The 18,136-nt window shown below is 70.0% G+C and carries 12 protein-coding genes; 2 read left to right on the top strand and 10 right to left on the bottom strand.

Annotated features, from left to right (window positions below):
* Positions 1–67: 67 nt before the first annotated feature.
* From ADL25_RS07325 to ADL25_RS07315, 3 genes are read right to left on the bottom strand one after another with little or no spacing between them, the layout of a single operon-like run.
* On the bottom strand, positions 68–1,093 hold the full coding sequence (locus ADL25_RS07325) for an ABC transporter permease (protein WP_059126821.1): 1,026 nt from the start codon (positions 1,091–1,093) through the stop codon (positions 68–70).
* Positions 1,086–2,594 (bottom strand): sugar ABC transporter ATP-binding protein, encoded by a 1,509-nt coding sequence (locus ADL25_RS07320; protein WP_059126820.1) that lies wholly within the window; start codon positions 2,592–2,594, stop codon positions 1,086–1,088. Before ADL25_RS07320 ends, ADL25_RS07325 begins: the two co-directional genes overlap by 8 nt.
* The gene (locus ADL25_RS07315; RefSeq protein WP_059126819.1) at positions 2,591–3,676 is read right to left on the bottom strand and encodes a sugar ABC transporter substrate-binding protein; all 1,086 of its coding nucleotides are present in this window, start codon (positions 3,674–3,676) and stop codon (positions 2,591–2,593) included. Before ADL25_RS07315 ends, ADL25_RS07320 begins: the two co-directional genes overlap by 4 nt.
* 163 nt (positions 3,677–3,839) lie before the next feature.
* Between ADL25_RS07315 and ADL25_RS07310 the strand changes: the two genes are divergently transcribed.
* The gene (locus ADL25_RS07310) at positions 3,840–4,577 is read left to right on the top strand and encodes a FadR/GntR family transcriptional regulator (RefSeq protein WP_059126818.1); all 738 of its coding nucleotides are present in this window, start codon (positions 3,840–3,842) and stop codon (positions 4,575–4,577) included.
* A gap of 123 nt (positions 4,578–4,700) precedes the next feature.
* On the opposite strand, the gene ADL25_RS07305 is transcribed toward ADL25_RS07310, so the two are convergent.
* Genes ADL25_RS07305 through ADL25_RS07280 form a run of 6 tightly spaced genes read right to left on the bottom strand, consistent with a single transcriptional unit; the run spans position 4,701 to position 14,174 of the window.
* Positions 4,701–7,718 carry an alpha-mannosidase gene (locus tag ADL25_RS07305; RefSeq protein ID WP_059126817.1) on the bottom strand — a complete coding sequence of 1,006 codons (3,018 nt, stop codon included), beginning with the start codon at positions 7,716–7,718 and terminating at the stop codon, positions 4,701–4,703.
* A gap of 30 nt (positions 7,719–7,748) precedes the next feature.
* Positions 7,749–9,767, bottom strand: coding sequence for an endo-beta-N-acetylglucosaminidase (locus ADL25_RS07300; RefSeq protein WP_059126816.1), 2,019 nt, complete (start codon positions 9,765–9,767; stop codon positions 7,749–7,751).
* A gap of 40 nt (positions 9,768–9,807) precedes the next feature.
* A complete protein-coding gene (locus ADL25_RS07295; RefSeq protein WP_059126815.1) occupies positions 9,808–11,040 on the bottom strand; it encodes a glycoside hydrolase 5 family protein in 1,233 nt (410 codons plus the stop codon).
* Positions 11,041–11,076: 36 nt separating this feature from the next.
* A complete protein-coding gene (locus tag ADL25_RS07290; protein ID WP_059126814.1) occupies positions 11,077–11,982 on the bottom strand; it encodes a carbohydrate ABC transporter permease in 906 nt (301 codons plus the stop codon).
* Positions 11,979–12,872: a carbohydrate ABC transporter permease gene (locus ADL25_RS07285; protein ID WP_059126813.1), complete on the bottom strand. Its 894-nt coding sequence runs from the start codon at positions 12,870–12,872 to the stop codon at positions 11,979–11,981. Before ADL25_RS07285 ends, ADL25_RS07290 begins: the two co-directional genes overlap by 4 nt.
* 6 nt (positions 12,873–12,878) lie before the next feature.
* Positions 12,879–14,174: an ABC transporter substrate-binding protein gene (locus ADL25_RS07280; protein ID WP_059126812.1), complete on the bottom strand. Its 1,296-nt coding sequence runs from the start codon at positions 14,172–14,174 to the stop codon at positions 12,879–12,881.
* Between the two features lie 216 nt (positions 14,175–14,390).
* Between ADL25_RS07280 and ADL25_RS07275 the strand changes: the two genes are divergently transcribed.
* Positions 14,391–15,470, top strand: coding sequence for a LacI family DNA-binding transcriptional regulator (locus ADL25_RS07275; protein WP_059126811.1), 1,080 nt, complete (start codon positions 14,391–14,393; stop codon positions 15,468–15,470).
* Positions 15,471–15,621: 151 nt separating this feature from the next.
* On the opposite strand, the gene ADL25_RS07270 is transcribed toward ADL25_RS07275, so the two are convergent.
* Positions 15,622–17,967, bottom strand: coding sequence for an alpha-L-fucosidase (locus tag ADL25_RS07270; RefSeq protein WP_059126871.1), 2,346 nt, complete (start codon positions 17,965–17,967; stop codon positions 15,622–15,624).
* Positions 17,968–18,136 lie beyond the last annotated feature (169 nt).

Genomic DNA, 18,136 nt, shown 5'->3' with positions numbered 1-18,136 from the left:
TTTCGGTCCGGGGCACGAGGTCGTGCGAGGTCGTACGTCGTACGGCGATCTACGCCAACGAGGGAGGTCAGTCCTGGGCACGGCCCGTCGTCACACGAGCGATCATGAGGGCGACCAGGATGATTCCGCCGTAGATGGCCTGGATCCAGAACGACGGCACCTGGGCGAGGGTCAGCAGGTTCTGTACGACGCCCAGCAGGAGCACACCGGTCAGCGCGCCGAGCATGGTGCCCTTGCCGCCGTCGAGGCTGATCCCGCCGATGACCGCCGCCGCGAACACCGTGAAGATCATGTTGTTGCCCTGGTTGGCGCTGATCGCGCCCACGTACCCGGTCTGCATGATCCCACCGATCGAGGCGAGGCAGCCGGCGACGACGAACACGCCGAGCATCACCCGCTCCACCCGGATCCCGGCGGCCCTGGCGGCGTCCGCGTTGCCGCCGATGGCGTACAGGGCGCGGCCGACGCGGTGGTAGCGCAGGACGAGACCGGCGACCGCGAAGGCGACGGCGGCCAGCCACACGGACATCGGGACGCGCAGGAAGGTCGTGGTGGCCAGGGTGAAGAACGCGTCGGGCATCCCGAACAGCGTCTTGCCCTTGGTCGCACCGACCAGCAGGCCCCGCAGGACGATCAGCATGGCGAGGGTGACGATGAACGCGTTGAGCTTGAACTTCACCACGAGGATGCCGTTGAAGGCGCCAATAGCCGCACCGACGACGAGGATCGCGACGAGGGCGAGTCCGGCGGGCCACTCGGTGCCCCAGCCGGACTGGGCGGCGGGCAGGACGAGCAGCGCGCCCACCGCCGGGGCGATACCGACCACCGACTCCAGGGACAGGTCGAACTTGCCGGTGATCAGCACGAGCGACTCGGCCAGTACGACCATCGCGAGGGCCGCCGAGGCACCCAGGATCGAGATGATGTTCCGCTCGGTCAGGAACGAGTCGTTCACGAACGCGCCCAGCACCATGAGCAGCAACAGTGCAGGGAGAAGGGCGAGTTCGCGGGCCCGGCGGAGCAGCACGGTCCTGGCCGAACGCGCCTCGGGGACCGGGACGGGCGTGAGCGGCTGGGCCTTGGTGTCAGCCATGGTCCACTCCTTCGATGGAAGCGATCAGCTCGTGGTCGTGCCAGCCCGCCGGGTGCTCGGCGACGATCCGGCCGTGGAAGAGAACGAGGACGCGGTCGCAGCGCCGCAGGTCGTCGAGCTCGTCGGAGACGACGAGCACGGCGGTGCCGTCCTCACGGGCACTGTCCATCCGGGCCAGCAGCGACTCCTTGGACTTCACATCGACGCCCGCCGTGGGGTTGATGAGGACCAGCAGACGCGGTTCGGAGGCCAGGGCGCGGGCCATGACGACCTTCTGCGCATTGCCGCCGGACAGGTCGGAGACCGGCTGGTCCGGGCCCTCGGCATGGATGTCGAGACGCTGGATCAGATCGGCGGCGAAGACGCGTTTGCGCCGGGTGCCGATGAACCCGTACCTGCCGAGGCGGCCCAGGACACTCATGGTGGCGTTGTCGCCGACGGTCATCCCGGCGACGAGCCCCTGTTCGTGCCGGTCCCGGGGCACGCAGCCGACGCCCGCCCCGAGCGCGGCCTGCACATCGCCGAACGGCAGGGGCCTGCCGTCGAGACGGGCCGTGCCGCCGGTCGGGGTGCGCAGTCCCGCGAACGTCTCCGCGAGTTCGATCTTCCCGCTGCCGCTGGAACCGGCGAGTCCCACGACCTCTCCGTGGCGCACGGAGAGGTCGATGCCGTCGTACGACTCGGAGGTCAGCCCCCGCGCCTCGAGGGCCACCGGGGCGTCGTCCGCCACGGCGTCCCGCGCCGACACGGCGCGCTCGGCGACGATCTCGCCCGCCATCGCCTCCACCAGGGCCGCCCGGGAGAGATCCGCGACGGGGGCGGTGGTGATCCAGCGCGCGTCGCGCAGCACCGTGACGGTCTGGCAGACCTCGTACACCTCCTGGAGGTGATGCGAGATGAACAGGAAGGTGACACCGGATTCCTGCAGCGCCCGCATGCGGGTGAAGAGGCGCTCGATCTCCCGGTTGTCGAGCTGCGCGGTCGGCTCGTCGAGGATGATGAAGCGGGCGCCGAAGCTCAGCGCCCGGGCGATCTCCACCATCTGGCGGTCCTCGACCTTGAGGTCGGCCGTGCGGGCGTCCGGATCGACGTGCACGTCCCAGGTGGCGAGGACCTCGGCCGCCTCGGCCTTGAGCCTGCGCCAGCTGATGAGTCCGCCACGACCGGTCGGCTGCCTGTTGATCAGGAGGTTCTCGGCGACCGACAACTCCGGTACGACCGTGGGCTTCTGGTAGACGCAGGCGACCTTGCGCCGCCATGCGTCGCGGTCGGCGAGCGGGGGCGCCGGCTCGCCGTCGAAGCGGATCATGCCCTCGTCGGCGGCCTGCAGGCCTGTGAGGACGTTGACGAGGGTGGACTTGCCGGCGCCGTTGCGACCGACGAGGGCATGGGACTCACCCGGGAGCACGGTGAGTTGCCCCTCCCTCAGGGCGACCGTGGGGCCGTACCGCTTGACGATCCCCCGCGCCTCCACCAGGGGGGTGACGACTGGTGTGCTCATTTGACCGTGTTGCCCCAGAGCTTGGGGTCGTCGACGTTGTCCTTGGTGACCAGCGGGGCAGGCAGCTGGTCCTCCAGGATGCCGCTGGGCAGCTTGACGATCTCGGAGTCGTGGTCGGTGGGGCCGGGCTTGAACGTCTTCCCCTGCATGGCGGCCTTGATGTAGTACATGCCGTACTTGGCGTAGGAGTCCGCCGGCTGCGAGACGGTGGCGTCGATCTCGCCCTTGCGGATCGCGTCGAACTCCTGCGGGATGCCGTCGTTGGAGACGATGGCGATGTGGCCCTTCTGGCCCGCCGTCTTCAGCATGTTCTTGGACTTGAGGGTCTGCAGCGTGGGCGCGAGGTAGACGCCGCCGGCCTGCATGTAGATGCCCTTGATGTCGGGGTTGGCGTTCAGGAGCGTGTCGAGCTTGGAGGCCGCGGTGTCGGATTCCCACTTGGCGGGGATCTCCAGGACCTTCAGCTTGGGGTACTTCTTCTTGACGCAGTCGCGGAACGCCTCCGAGCGGTCCCGGCCGTTGACCGAGGCGAGGTCACCCATGATCTGCACGACCTTGCCGCTGGTGACGTGCTGACCGAGGTAGTCGCAGGCCTTCTCGCCGTAGGCGACGTTGTTGGCACGCACCACCATCGCCACCTTGCCCTTGTCGGGCGCGACGTCGACGGCGACCACCGGGACGCCCTTGCGTTCGGCCTGGTCGAGCCCGGCCTCGATGGCGGCGCTGTCCAGCGGGGCGACCACCAGCCCCTTCACGCCCTGATTGAGCTCGTTGTTGATGTCGGTGATCTGCTGGGACGGGTCGCTGTTGGAGTTGACCGTCTTCAGGGCGTCGACGCCCTCCGACTTCGCCATCTTGGGCACGTAGTCGTTGTAGGACTGCCAGAACGGCGAGGTCAGCAGGGGCAGGATCACCCCGACCTTCCCGGTGCCGTCGCCTCCGGCGCTGGCCGGTCCGGCGTCCTTCGTGCTGCCGCATGCCGTGAGCGCCAAGGTGCCGCAAGCGGCCGTGGCCGTCGCGCGCACCGCCCACGAGGAGAGTCGCCTGCCTTGCCGTCCGTACCGCACTGTCCTGCGGGCCATCTGTCGGCTCCTCATCGAGCGTGATCGACCAGTTGCCCGCATACTTATCAGACCACTCGGCCCGCACAACACCCTTCGACGGCAAGATTTCCGGTAATCCGACCGTAGTGGTCGGACCACATCAGTGATTAGACTGCCGCGCACGGCAACGGGAGGAAGTGGCGTGGACGGGACACCGACCGAGGAGACGGAGCCGGAGAAGACTGCGAACGCTCCGCAGAAGGGGACGGTGACGCAGCGCGCCATCGAGCAGATCAAGGCGATGATCGCCGAGGGCCGGCTGGAGCCCGGCCAGCGGCTGCCGACGGAACGGGATCTGGCGGTCCAGCTGGGCATCTCACGCAGCTCGATGCGGGAGGCGATCCGTGCGCTGACGGTCCTCGGCGTGCTGGAGGCGCGGCACGGCTCGGGCATCTATGTGACCCTGCTGGAGGCGGGCGACCTCCTGGAGACGTTCGGCGTGGTGGCGGATCTCTCGCGCGGACCGCGCCTGGTGGAGCTGCTCGAGGTCCGGCGCATCCTGGAGTCGACGGCCACGGCCCTCGCGGCCGCCCGGATCACGGGCGATCAACTCGTGGAGGTCGAGAAGCACTTGACCGCGATGAACGCGACGGAGGACCCGGAGGAGATCCTCGCGCACGACCTCGCCTTCCACCGCGAGATCGCCGCAGCCGCCGGCAACGAGACCATGGCCGCGATACTGGAGGGCCTGTCCTCACGCACCTTCCGGGCCCGTGTCTGGCGCGGCTACCAGGAGGAGGGCGCCTTCGCCCGCACCCGCCGCGAACACGCGGCGATCCACCGGGCCCTGGTCGCCCACGATCCGGAGGCGGCCCGGGCGGCGGCCGCCGCGCACGTGGGCGAGGTGGAGCAGTGGCTGCGGGCGCAGCTCACTCCTTAGGCGGCCCTGCCCGGGACGATCACCATCGAGTGCCCACCGCCGTCCTGTGATCGAAGGGGCACAACCTCCGGCGGGCTCCCGGCGGGGCACCGCGCGCCGAACGCGCGATGCCCCGCGCCCGCCTCAGGCCCGCTTCAACCGCAGGGTCACCAGCTCGAACGGACGCAGCCGCAGCGTGATCCGGCCGCCCTCGCGGTGCGGTGCGGGCGCATCGCCGAGCGGCCGCTCCAAGAGGTCCGTCGGCACCACCGCCGCCACCTCGAACCCCGCGGTGAGCGTGGCCTCGGTGCGACCGCCGCGGGACTCGTGGAAGCGCACGACGACGTCACCGCTGCCGTCGTCGGCCAGCTTGACCGCCGTCACCACGACCGCGTCCTGCGCCACCGTCACCAGCGGCTGAACCGCGCGCTCACCGTCCACCCGCCGTTCGGGCAGGTTGATCCGCCAACCCTCGCGCACCGCGTCCCCGATCGTGGCTCCCGGCGTCAGCGCGTGCCGGAAACGGTGGACACCCTGGTCGGTCTCCGGGTCGGGGAAGCGCGGGGCCCGCAGCAGGGAGGCCCGGACGGTGGTGGTCGTACCGGAGTCGGTGTCCCGCACCGTGCGGGTCACGTCGTGGCCGTACGTGGAGTCGTTCACCACCGCGACACCCCAGCCGGGCTCCTCCAGATGCACGAACCGGTGGTTGCAGGCCTCGAACTTGGCCGCCTCCCAGGAGGTGTTGGTGTGGGTGGGACGGTGGAAGTGCCCGAACTGGGTCTCGGACGCGTACCGTTCGGCATGCACGTCCAGGGGGAACGCCAGCTTCAGGAACTTCTCCGTCTCGTGCCAGTCGACCTCCGTGTCGATCTCGAGCCGCCGCTCCCCGGGCGCGAGCGACAGCACCTGGGTGACCCGTGAGTCGCCGAAGGACCGCACGACGCGCACCGACACGCCGTCCTCGCCCGGCCCGACCTCGTCGGCCTCGACCAGATCGGTGACCGAGTTGCGGTAGAACGCGTCCACGTCCCAGGCGTCCCACATGTTGGGGAAATCGGGGTGGAGTTGGAGGAGATTGGCGGCGCATCCGGGTGCGACGGTCTCACGTTCGGCCCGGAGGTCGTACACGGAGACGACCAGCCCCCGAGCGTCGATCTCCGTGCGCAGCAGCCCGTTGTGCAGGACGAAGCCGCCGTCGGAGCGTGCCGTCAGCGACACCTCGCCCGCGGCGACCGGCTCGCCTGCCCCGCCGGCGGGGACCCCCGCCCGGGAGTGCGGGGCCGCGTTGAACACCAGCGGCACCGACCCCTCACCGGCCAGCGTCCGCTGCGCGGCCTCGATGATCCCGTTCAGTTCGCCGGCGATCCGCTCGTAGGTGGCCCGCGCCTCGCGGTGCACCCAGGCGATCGAGGAGCCGGGCAGGATGTCGTGGAACTGGTGGAGCAGGACCGTCTTCCAGATGCGGTCCAGGTCCTCGGCCGGGTAGCGGAATCCGGACCGCACGGCCGCCGTGGCCGCCCACAACTCGGCCTCCCTCAGCAGGTGTTCGCTGCGCCGGTTGCCCTGCTTGGTCCTGGCCTGGCTGGTCAGCGTGGCGCGGTGCAGTTCCAGGTACAGCTCGCCCACCCAGACGGGCGGATGGGCGTACTCCCGCTCCGCCTTCTCGAAGAACTTCTCCGGCGTTTCCCACACCACCGTCGCCGAGCCCTCGAGATCCCGCAGACGTGCCGCCTTCGCGACCATCTCCCGCGTCGTGCCACCGCCGCCGTCACCCCAGCCGGTCGGCGCCAGCGAGTGCCTGGCGACCCCCTTGTCCTTGAAGTTCCTTGCGGCGTGGGCGATCTCGCTGCCCTTCATCGAGCAGTTGTAGGTGTCGACGGGCGGGAAGTGGGTGAAGATCCGGGTCCCGTCGATGCCCTCCCACAGGAACGTGTGGTGCGGGAACTTGTTGGTCTGCGACCACGAGATCTTCTGCGTGAGCAGCCACTTGGACCCGGCCGCCTTGATGATCTGCGGAAGTCCTGCCGCGAAACCGAAGGTGTCGGGCAGCCACGCCTCGTCGTTCTCGATGCCGAACTCGTCCAGGAAGAACCGCTTGCCGTGCACGAACTGACGGGCCATCGCCTCCGAGCCCGGCATGTTGGTGTCCGACTCCACCCACATGCCGCCCGCCGGCACGAACCGCCCCTCCGCCACGGCCTTCTTCACCCGCGCCCACACCTCGGGCCGGTGCTCCTTGACCCACGCCCACTGCTGGGCCTGGGACATGGCGAAGACGAACTCCGGCTCGTCCTCGATGAGCGCGGTCATGTTGGACGTCGTACGGGCCACCTTGCGCACCGTCTCACGCAGCGGCCACAGCCACGCCGAGTCGATGTGCGCATGCCCGACGGCACTGATGCGGTGGGCGGAGGGCGCGGCGGGGGCCGCCAGGACCTCGGCGAGCTGCGAACGGGCGTGTTCCGCCGTGCCGTTGACGTCCTGGAGGTCGACGGCGTCCAGCGCTCGGTCCACCGCGCGCAGGATCTCCGAGCGCCGCGCCGAGTCCACCGGCAGTTCGGCCATCAGCTCGCCGAGCACCTCGAGATCGAGGACCAGTTGCCAGACGGACTCGTCGAACACCGCGAGATCCATGCGCTCCAGCCGGTACTGCGGTTCGGCGCCCGCCGTCTCCTTGTCGCCGAGCTGCGTGGGCCGGAAGGGGTGGTAGTCCAGGATGACGGGATTCGAGGCGGCCTCGATGCACAGCTCGACCTGCTCGCCGCCCTCGGCCGGGGACCCGATCCGCACCCACTGGTTGCGCGGGTTGAGCCCCTTCACCGGGGTGCCGTCGGGCCGGTAGACGAGGCCTTCGCACTGGAAGCCGGGCATGTTCTCGTCGAAGCCGAGGTCCAGCAGGGCCTCGACGGTCCTGCCCGCCCAGGCCTCGGGCACGGTCCCGGTCACCCGGAACCAGCTGGTGCCCCACGGGGCGCCCCAGCGAGCGCCCACCGCGATCGGTTCGACGGGAGCGGCCAGGCCCTCGGCGACCGGTACCGGTTCCCCGGGTGCGTGCCACACGGCGACCTGGAGCGGCACGGACTCGGGGTACACGGCGGGGCGGATGCGCTCGTCGAGGACGCGGCGCAGGCGGGCTTCGACCAGGGTGCGGTCGTCATGCATGGGGTGCTCCGTGGGGTGTGGGTGCGGGTGTTACCAGCGGTGGGTCGTCGTGGCCGGAGTCGAGACGTTGTAGAGCTCCCCGACAGCGCGCAGTTCGAACCGTGCGGCATTCTCGCCCTGCTCCGCCGTGAGCCCGCCGGCGTAGTACGCCGACTGGCAGGTGCCCCCGAGGAAACGGCGCGTCCCGTCGGGCAGGATCCGGTACAGCTCGTAGTGCCGTACCCCGGGGGCCCCGGCCCTGTGGGCGGCGGGGGCCGCCTGCCAGGCGAACCGCAGATCGCCGCCTTCGGCGTCGATGACGCGCAGCCCGGCCGGGGCGGCCGCAGCGGTCACCGCGTCGCGGACGGCGAGCCGCCCGAGGCGCCAGCGCACCTCGCCGCCGCTGCCGGTGAGTCGCACGGCCAGCCTGCGCACCCTGCCGGACAGGCCCGTCAGCGGCACGGTCGTGGTCTGCCAGCCGGCGCCGCCCGACAGCGGGAAGAAGGTGTACGAGGGCGCCTGGCCCGCCGCGCCCGGCTCCGTGGTGGCGACCGCCAGCTCCGCGCGGACGTCGCCCGCGTCGGCCCGGTGGGTCACCTCCACGACCGTTTTCGGGCCGATCGGCAGCCGGGTCGCGTACAGCTCCAGGGTGGCCGGTGCGTCGAGGGCCCCGGAGACCAGCAGGCTGCTGCCGCCGCGCCAGGCGTCCGCGAAGTCGAAGGCGACCGAGGGGCGGGTGCCGCTGGTGCGGACGACCCACCGGCGGGACGGCAGCCGGTCCTGGAGGCCGAGGTGGTTCCAGGGGGTGGCAGAGGTGGCCTCGCCGTCCTCGTACCACTTCAGTCCGTGCCCGGTGTTGAAGACGGTCGCGAACGGGAGCGCGTCGACGGTGGACCGGTCGGCGACCGACAGGGCCGGGGCGCGCCAGCTCGCCGTGGTGTCGGGGCGGGACGGGTCGAGCGACGCACCGGTCCAGAACAGGTCGTCGGCGGCATGGAAGTCGCCGGGCGTGCGGTTCGCGGGCAGGTGGTTACGGGTCCACTCCGGCCTGTAGAAGCCGATCGACGTCACGTGCGCGGCGGTGGCCGGCACGATCGCGTCCCAGTTCACCGAGGTGCCGGTGCCGCCCGACTCCACGTCGACGCCCGCCCACAGCTCATAGCGGTTGCGCCCGAGCTGCCCGGCCAGCGTGCCCGAGGACGCCAGCGAGCTCTTCGACCATCTGAAGTCGACGAACATGGTGTCCGCCGACTGGAAGAACGCCTGGTTCTGGCTGTCGAGGGCGCCCTGCCACGAAACCGTTCCGTTCACGGTCATCGCGTCGTACCAGGTGACGCGCAGCCCCTTCGCCGCGCTGAGCGCCTTCAACTCCTTGACGAACCCCAGCATGTCGGCGCCGAGCGCGCTGTCCCCGCCACCGGTCTCGGCATTGACGAACCAGCCGTCGAAGCCGTACGCCTGCGCGACCGCGACGAGCTGCCGGGCGAGCGGAAAACGCCCCGCGGCGTCCTTCTGAACGAGGTCACGTGTCCACTGGAGCTGTCCGCCGAAGGCCACGGGCGGCAGGAAGATGTTGCCGAGGACGGGTACGCCGTGCCGGTGGGCCGCGTCCACGATCGGGGCGTTGGGTGCGAGGATCAGTCCCTCGCCGGCCGAACCGCCCCAGAAGACCAGTTCGTCGACATACGCCCAGTGGGTCGGGGCGTAGTAGTCGGCGGTGGGCGCGCCCTGGGAGGGGTTGGCCGAGGTGGGCCCGAACGAGACCAGCGACTGGACGCGGGCCTGGCCGGAGCGTGCGGTGGTGTTCGCGGGGGTGGGGGTGAAGCGGGCGGCGAGCGGCACGGAGGCGGTGTTGAAGGCCAGGTCCGTGTCGGTGGCGGCACTCCAGGTCTTCAGGCTGCGCCAGGTGATGCCGGTGCCCGGGGTGCCGGAGGGCAGGGAGTCGGGGTACCAGTAGGAGGCGTACGGCTGGAGGTCGCGGGTCGCCGCCGAGGCGCCGGACGTGGGCAGCACGGGGGTGAGCGCGGTTGCCGCTCCGGCGAGCAGGACCGCGCGTCTGCTGAGGTTCACTGTGTGCTCCGTTTCGTCGTGGGGACGGTGTGGGGACGGGCTACTCGGTGACCTGATCGGGGGTGACGACTTCGGTGATGCCACGGGCCGCGAGGTGCTCCTTGTCGTCGGCGCGGCTCGCGAGAACTGTGGTGGGCCGGGCCCCGTCGGCGGTCAGCCGGGCGAAGGCCTCGAAGACGGGGCCGCCGGGAGCGCAGACGGAGCGGCCGGCCGTTGTGTCGACGGCCAGTGCGGTGGTGCGGGGAGCCGGCTCGGCCGCCCGCTGTGCACCGGCGATCCGCGCGAGCGCCGCCGCCGCGGGCTTGGGCCGCCGGTCGTTGGTCAAGAGGCCGAGACCGTATTCGAGTTCGGGGAAGTCGCCCAGATCACGGCTGACGTCGTGCGAGCACCACCAGGTCACGCCCCACAGGTCCGGGCAGTCGAGCGCGTTGGTGACGGTTGCCTCGGTGAAGGCCGCGGCGTGTTCCGGGGGGATCAGCGGGGCGGGCGCACCGACCTCCTGAAGCCATACGGGGCGGTGCGGGTCGTCCGCCCAGGCCTTGGAGAGCTCGACGAGGTAGGCCGCGTGGTGCTCGGTGGCGGTTCCGGTGCGGCCGTGGCGCTGGGCGGTGCCGTTGAACACCCAGGAGTGCACGGCGGTGAGATCGCCGAGGCGGGCCGAGTGCTCGGGGGTGAAGGGCTGGTCGTCCTGGTACCAGGCGGCGTCGTACGAGGCGTGCAGATGCAGTCTGCCGGGGGCGCCCTCGGCGCACGCGGCGAGCAACCGGGTCAGCCACCGCCCGGCCTGCTCCGGGGTGATGCGGTCCGGGTCCGGATGCGGGCCTGCGGCGAACTGGTTGACCTCGTTGCCGATCGTCATGCCGATGAAGTTCGGCCGGTCGGCGAGGGCTGCGGCGAGCGTCCGCAGGTAAGCGGCCTCTCCCTCGACGACCTCCGGATCGGTGAAGATGTTGCGCCGGTGCCAGGTCTGCGTCCAGGCGGGGAGGAAGTCGAAGCTCGACAGATGTCCCTGCAGACCGTCCACATTGACGTCCAGTCCGCGTTCGGCCGCCGCGTCGGCAAGCGAGAGGAGCTGCTCGACCGCGCGCGGGCGGATCAGAGTGCGGTTGGGCTGGAAGTAGGGCCACAGCGCGAAGACCCGGATGTGGTCGAGGCCCAGCGCGGCGATCGAGTCGAGGTCGGCGCGTACGGAGTCCAGGTCGAAGTCGAGCCAGTGATGGAACCACCCCTCGCTCGGGGTGTAGTTGACGCCGAAGCGCACGGCAGGCGGCATGCGGATTCCTTCAGACAGTGGTGCACGTACGGAGGTTCAGCCCTTGACGGCGCCCTCGCCCACGCCGCGGAAGAAGTAGCGCTGCAGGCAGGCGAAGAGGACCATGAGGGGCGCCACCGCGATGACGGTGCCCGCGGCGACGAGGCGCTCGTCGTTGGCGAAGGTGCCGTGCAGATAGTTGAGTCCGATGGTCAGGGTGAACTTCGACGGGTCGCTCAGCACGATCAGCGGCCACAGGAAGTCGTCCCAGGAGAACATGAACGCGAAGATCGCGACGACGGCGAGGGTGCCTTTGACCGACGGCAGCGCGATCCTGGCGAACCGCTGCCAGACGTTGGCGCCGTCGACGAACGCGGCCTCCTCTATCTCGAAGGGGAGGTTGAGGAAGGCGTTGCGCATCAGCAGCACGTTCATGGCGCCGACGCTGCCCGGCAGGACGACGCCGACCAGCGAGTTGTTGAGACCGAGTTCCCGCATGGTGGTGAACTGGGCGATGATGATGCTCTCCGCGGGGACCAGCATCGCCAGGATGAAGACGAGGGTGGCGACCCTGCGGCCCCGGTAGCGCAGCCGGGCCAGCGCGTAGCCCGCGAGGGCCGAGCCGACGCAGTTGGTCACCACGTTGGCGGTGGCGACCTTCAGCGAGTTGAGGGCGTAGTCCCACACGGGGATGGTGTCCGAGACGCGCGCGTAGTTGTGCAGCGTCGGGTGGGCGGGCAGGAAGGAGGGCGGGGAGCTGAAGATGTCCTCGGTCGGGCCCTTGAGCGAGGTGGACAGCTGCCACAGGAACGGGCCGACCGTCAGCGCCAGCACGAACAGCAGCAGCACGTACCTCAGGACCAGTTCCCACACCCGGATGCGGCGGCCGTGCTCGTCGGTGACCGGTCCGCGGTGCACGACGGCGGGCGCGGGAGCCGGCGGTGCCTTCTCCACGACACTCATGACTCCTCCCTCCGGTCCGCGCGCAGGACGAGCAGCATCAGCGCCACGGTGACGACGAACACGACGAGCGAGATCGCCGAGGCGTAGCCGACCCGGCCGGTCAGGCCCGTGCCGGTGCGCTGGACGAGCATGACCAGGGTCGTGTCCTCCCCGGCCGGGCCACCGGTGGGACCGGCGATCAGGTACACCTCGGAGAACACTTTGAATGCGGCGACCGAGGAGAGCGCGGCGACCAGCACCATGGTGGAGCGGAGCGCGGGCACGGTGACCGTCAGAAAGCGACGCACGGCACCCGCGCCGTCCACGGCCGCGGCCTCGTGCAGTTCACGGGGGACATGGGCGAGAGCGGCCAAGTAGATGATCATGTAGTAGCCGAGGCCCTTCCAGACCGTGACGGCCATGGCGCTCAGCAGGAGCAGCCACTGGTCGCTGAGGAAGCCGACCCGGCCGACTCCGATCGTCTCCAGCAGCGAGTTCACCAGACCGCGCTCGTCCAGCAGCCACACCCAGATCAGGCCCACGACGACGATGGAGGCGACCACCGGGGTGTAGAAGGCGGAGCGGAAGAACGCGATACCGGGGATGTTCTTCTGCACCAGCAGGGCGAGCAGCAGAGGCAGCAGGACGAGCGCGGGGACCACCCCGAGGACGTAGAGCGCGCTGTTGCGCAGGCCGATCCAGAACATGTCGTCATGGAGCAGCTCGCGGAAGTTGGCGAGCCCGACGAATTCGCCCGGGATCAGGGTGCGGCGGTCGGTGAAGGCGTTCACCACGGTGGAGACGAACGGATAGAGGATGAAGACGCCGGTCACCACCAGCCCCGGCACGGCGAAGAGCCAGGGACTGGTGGGGAGTTGGCGCCGCACCCGCGACACGGTGGATGTGGCCATGATGGTTCAGCCCTGCTGCTGGAGAAGCTGGTCGCAGGCCTTGACAGCGTTGTCGAGTGCCGCCTTGGGGCTCTCCTTGCCCTGGAGCGCCTTGGCGACCTCGTTGCGCAGTGCTGTCTTCATCTGGTCGCTGAAGAGTACGGGCGTGTAGTTGACCGCGTTCTTCAGGGACTTGGCGGCCGCGATCCGCACCCGCGTCTCGTCCGTGCCGTCCTCCTTGGTGAAGTACGGGTCGTCGAGCGAGCCGGCGGTGCTCGGGAAGATGGCCACCTGCTTCGCGAACGACATCTGGTTCTGCGCGTCGGTCACGTAGTGCGCGAAGGCGACGGCCGCCGGGGTGTGCTTGGTACGGGAGTTGACCATCACGCCCATCACGTACATGTTGACGTGACCGGTGCTGGTGATCTGGTCGGTGATCCCGATGTTCTTGTACAGGTTCGGCGCCTGCTTCTTGAAGTTCTCCAGGTCCAGCGCGCTGCCCGGGTTCATGGCGACGGCCTCGGTGAGGAACATCTTCCCGGAGGACTCGGGCGTGGCGGTCAGGGCCTGCGGGTCGAGCGCCTTGGCGTCGTACAGCTCCTTGTACTTGGTGAGGAGCTCGACACCCTTCGCGTCGTTGAAGGCGAAGCCGGTGCCCTGCTTGTTCATCAGCTCGACGCCGTAGCGACCGAAGTCCTCGACGGTGGGCACATTGGCGAGGGTGGCGACCTTGCCGTTGCTCTTCTGCGCCATCTGCAGGGCGTCGGTGAAGAGTTCGTCGTACGTCTTCGGGGGCGAGTCCGGGTCGAGTCCGGCCTTCTTGAACAGGCCCTTGTTGTAGAACATCGGGCCGGTGTTCAGGTACCAGGGGAAGGCGTAGGTACCGCCTACGCCCGGTATCTGCTGCCCCGTCCAGGCACCGTCGAGGTACTCGGGCCGGTACTTGGCCGCCGCCTTGTCGAGGTCGAGGGCGAGCCCCGCCTTGACCAGGGGGGCGAGCAGGTCGGGCGAGACGTTGACCACATCGGGCAGGGTCCCGCCCGCCGCGTCCGCGCTGAGCTTGTCGGCGTAGCCCTCGGCGGGCTGGTCGATCCACTTCACGTGGGTGCCGGGGTACTTCTTCTCGAAGTCGGCGATCAGGCCGTCGAAGTACGGCTTGAAGTTGGCGCGCAGGTTCCAGGTCTGGAAGGTGATGTCCCCCTCGACCTTGCCGGACGCGTCGGTGGATCCACTGCCGTCGTCCGAGGAACCGCAGGCGCTCAGCGGCAGGACGAGGGCGGCGAGGGCGGCGACGGCGAATGTTCTGCGGGATGGAGTGGGCACGGTGACACGGCTCCCTTGCGGCGTCGGCGGCTGGTGTCGCCAGCGACCATGCACGGCACGTTCGAGAGAAGTCAATGGATTCGCCTCAGCTAATGAAATACGTACCTCATTAGTCCAGGTCAGAGCACCCCTCAAGGAGTACTTGCACGCTCCCACTAATGCGCTTTAGGGTCTAGGTACTCAAGCGCATTAGTCCACTCAAAGAAAGGGGCCGCCGTGCCCGCCAAGCGGTCCCCCGCACGCCGTCCGACCATGAAGGACATCGCCCGGCGCGCCGGGGTCTCCGAGAGCGCCGTCTCCTTCGCGCTCAACGGGCGGCCGGGTGTCTCCGAGGTCACCCGCGACCGGGTACGCCGGGTCGCAGAGCAGCTGGGCTGGCGGCCGAGCACCGCGGCGCGCCAGCTCTCGGGGGAGGGCGCGGCCACGGTGGGCCTGGTCGTGGCGCGTCCGGCGGACACGCTGGGCGTGGACTCCTTCTTCCTCCAACTCATCTCCGGCATCCAGGAGGTACTGGCGGAGCGTCACCTGGGCCTGCTCTTCCAGGTGGTGGAGGACGTGGACGCGGAGTGCGGCGTCTACCGGCGCTGGTGGGCCGAGCACCGGGTGGACGGCGTGATGGTGGTCGATCCGCGTACGGACGATCCGCGCCCCGATCTGCTCGACGAACTGGGCCTGCCCGCGGTGGTGATCGGCGGGGTGCCTGACGCGCGGCATCCCGGGCTGTCCACGGTCTGGGCCGACGACGCGGGCGCGATGGCGGCGGTGGTCGGCCAGTTGTATGCGCTGGGCCACCGCAGGATCGTGCACATCGCGGGACTTCCGGGCCTCGCGCATACGGAGCGCCGCATCCGTACGCTGCGCACGGAGGCCGAACGGCGGGGCCTTTGCGAAGTGCGGTCGGTGACCACCGACTACTCGGACGCGGAGGGCGCCGCCGTCACCCGCCGCGTGCTGGCCGAGGACGCACCGCCGACCGCGCTGGTCTACGACAACGACGTGATGGCGCTCGCCGGCGTCACGGCGGCGGCCGAGCTGGGCTTCGCGGTACCCGCCGACGTCTCGGTGATCTCGTGGGAGGACTCGGCGCTGTGCCGCATGGTCAAGCCGTGGCTGTCCGCACTCTCCCGTGACACGGTGGGGTTCGGCCGCAAGGCGGCGGAAGAGCTGACGGCGCTGCTGGACGGTGGCCCGGCCCGCACGGTGCAGGTACCCGTGCCGCGGCTGATCGAGCGGGAGAGCACCGGGGCGGCGCTCGACTCTCAGCCCCGGCCCCGGGGGAGCGGGTCCGCCGGGTGAGAACGGCGGTGGACATGCGGGAGGCGGCGGGGATCACCCCGGCCGGACGACGACCGGACTCCCCCGCCCCCTCCCGGACCGTCGAACGTCGACGAACCGGCTCCGCTCCGGGCACGACGCCCGGGGGTTCGCCGCCGACGGCCCTTCTCGCTCAGCTGTGCCACTCCACCTTGAACACCCAGACGTGGCGGCCCGCCCTGCGCGCCGCCTGGGGCACGTCGATCACCAGCGAGCCGTTGCGCACCCGCCAGTTCAGTGGCCGGTCGTGGCCCAGCATCGTCACCTTGTCCCCGCCGCGGATCGGCACGGGCGCCTCCACCGTCAGGGTGCTGCCCGGCTGTGTCAGCGAGTGGATGTAGAACGCCTCGTTCTGCCGGACCGTGAAGCGGAGGTCCTCTCCGAGTTGCGCCATACGGGACCAGTACGTCGTGTCGTAGATCGCCTCGCCGTTGGTCTTCAGCCAGTGGCCGGTCTCACGCAGCCGGGTCTGCATGATCTCCGGGATGGTGCCGTCGGCGCGAGGACCGATGTCCAGGAGGAAGTTGCCGTTCTTCGACACGATGTCGACCAGACTGTGCACGACCTCCTCGGTCGTCATGTAACGGTCGTCCGGGGTCGCCCGGTTGTAGCCGTAGCTGAACGGGTCGAGACCCCGGCTCGCCTCCCACTTGGCGACGACGGTGTTGTCGTACGTCGTGTACTCGGGGGTCGTGAAGTCGTGGAAGGCGATGCCCGAGCGGTCGTTGACGGCCACCTCGTACGGCTTCGGCCGGTTCTTGCCGTGGTTGAAATACTCGGCGACGACGTCGAGGCTGTCGTTGGCACCGCCGATGTCGCACCACAGGACGGCCGGGTCGTACCGGTGGATCAGCTCCAGCATCTGGGGGGCCTGGTAGTCCTTCACATAGTCCTTGCCCGCCGTGTATCCGGTGTACGGGACCGGCTCCAGGGTGTACGGATTGCGCGGCGCGTGACCCATCCACGGGTTGTCGGGGTTGAACCACTCGGGCATCGAGAAGTAGAGGCCCCGGTGCAGCTCCGGTGTGAACTTCGCCGAGGCGTCGAAGAGTTCCCGGATCAGATCGCGCTTCGGGCCCATCTTCACCGCGTTGCGGTCGGAGAGCTTGGTGTCCCACAGGGCGAAGCCCTCATGGTGCTTGGAGGTGAGCACGTGGTACTGGGCGCCCGCGTCCCGGAACAGTTCCACCCAGGCCCGCGGGTCGAACCTGGCCGCGGTGAACATCGGGATGAAGTCGTCGTAGGCGAAGTCCTCGCCGTAGGTCTGCGCGTGGTATGCGTACACCGCGTTGTCCGCGCTCTGCAGGTTGTTCCAGTACCACTCGGCGTACTGCTGGCCGACCGGTGACCAGGCGGGCACGGAGTAGACACCCCAGTGGATGAAGATGCCGAACTTCGCACGGTGGAACCAGTAGGGCGCCTGGTGCCCGGCGAGCGAGGCGTCGGTGGGCCGGTAGTCGGGCACGCCGAGGGTGAGGTCCGCCGTCCGGGCGCCGACCTGGCGGCGGCCGCTGTGGACGGCGACCGTGCCGGACCGCACCGTGCCGGGGGTCGTGCCGCCGCGGTTGCGGATGCCGATCCGCACCCGGGCCTGTTCGCCGGGGTCGAGACGGCTGACCCGGCCCGGTTCGACGGTACGGGCACCCGGGACGTCGACGCTCACGGCCACCTCGTCAGCGGCCAGTACGGCGACCGTGCCCGCGTTGACCACGGTCGCCTCCACGCTCTGGGCACCGCCGGCCTCGAGAAGGGAGAACGTGGAGTGCGCGTCGCGCAGCGCCAGCGCCCGTCCCTCGGCGACCGGTTGCAGGGAGAGCGCGAAGACGTGCAGGGATGCCTTGCCCTCCTCGGCCGGGTTGGTGGTCGGCAGGGTGAGGCCGACCGCCTCGCGCCCGGGATCGATCCAGACCTCGGCCGTGCCGATGCCGACGGTGTGCTCGTCCTTGCTGCCGTCCGGTGCGTAGCGGTACGGGGCCGACAGCGAACCGCCCGCCGCGTACCAGTCGGACCCGCCGAGCCCGCCGGTCGTCGTCGTGCCGTCCGCGTAGTGCACGGTGGCCTGGCCGGAGGCGTTGCCGTAGCTGCCCGAGGTGAGGAACAGGGCCGAGAGGTAACGCCCCTTGGGCAGGTCGACGCGCTGGCCGAGGGCCACGATGTTGTTGGCGGCTCCCGCTGCGGAGGACGGGAAGTCGAAGAGGATGCCGTCGACGACCACGCGCCCTGCGGGCAGTTCCTCACCCGGGAAGGTGTAGCCGGAACCGTCGAAGTTGCCGCCGCGGGCGGAGGCGGTGTCGATGGCATCGTTGTCGAAGTAGCCGTCGAGGGCGACGGGAACGGGATCGGGAACCGGAACCCAGTGGGCGTCCGCGCCGGGTGAGCCGGCGGACCCGGCCGAGGCCGGGACGGCGAGGGGGAGCGCCGCCCCCGCGGCCACCACCGCGGCGGCTCCGAGAACCTGACGTCTTGGATACGCGTTCATGAGCACCTCCAATTCATCGGAGGTCTGATGATTGAGCTGTCTCCGGGAGACTGTCAATGGGGCGCGTAACGATAGGACTTGAGCCAGTGATCGGATGACCTTTCCGTCCCGGGTGAGTGGCGACGGCCATCCCGGCGGTGACCCGGGGAGCGCGTGCGGCAAGGGCGCG

The sequence above is a fragment of the Streptomyces sp. NRRL F-5122 genome (genome assembly GCF_001507435.1).
GTDB classification, from domain to species: domain Bacteria; phylum Actinomycetota; class Actinomycetes; order Streptomycetales; family Streptomycetaceae; genus Streptomyces; species Streptomyces lannensis.
This window is presented reverse-complemented; position numbering and strand designations above follow the sequence as displayed.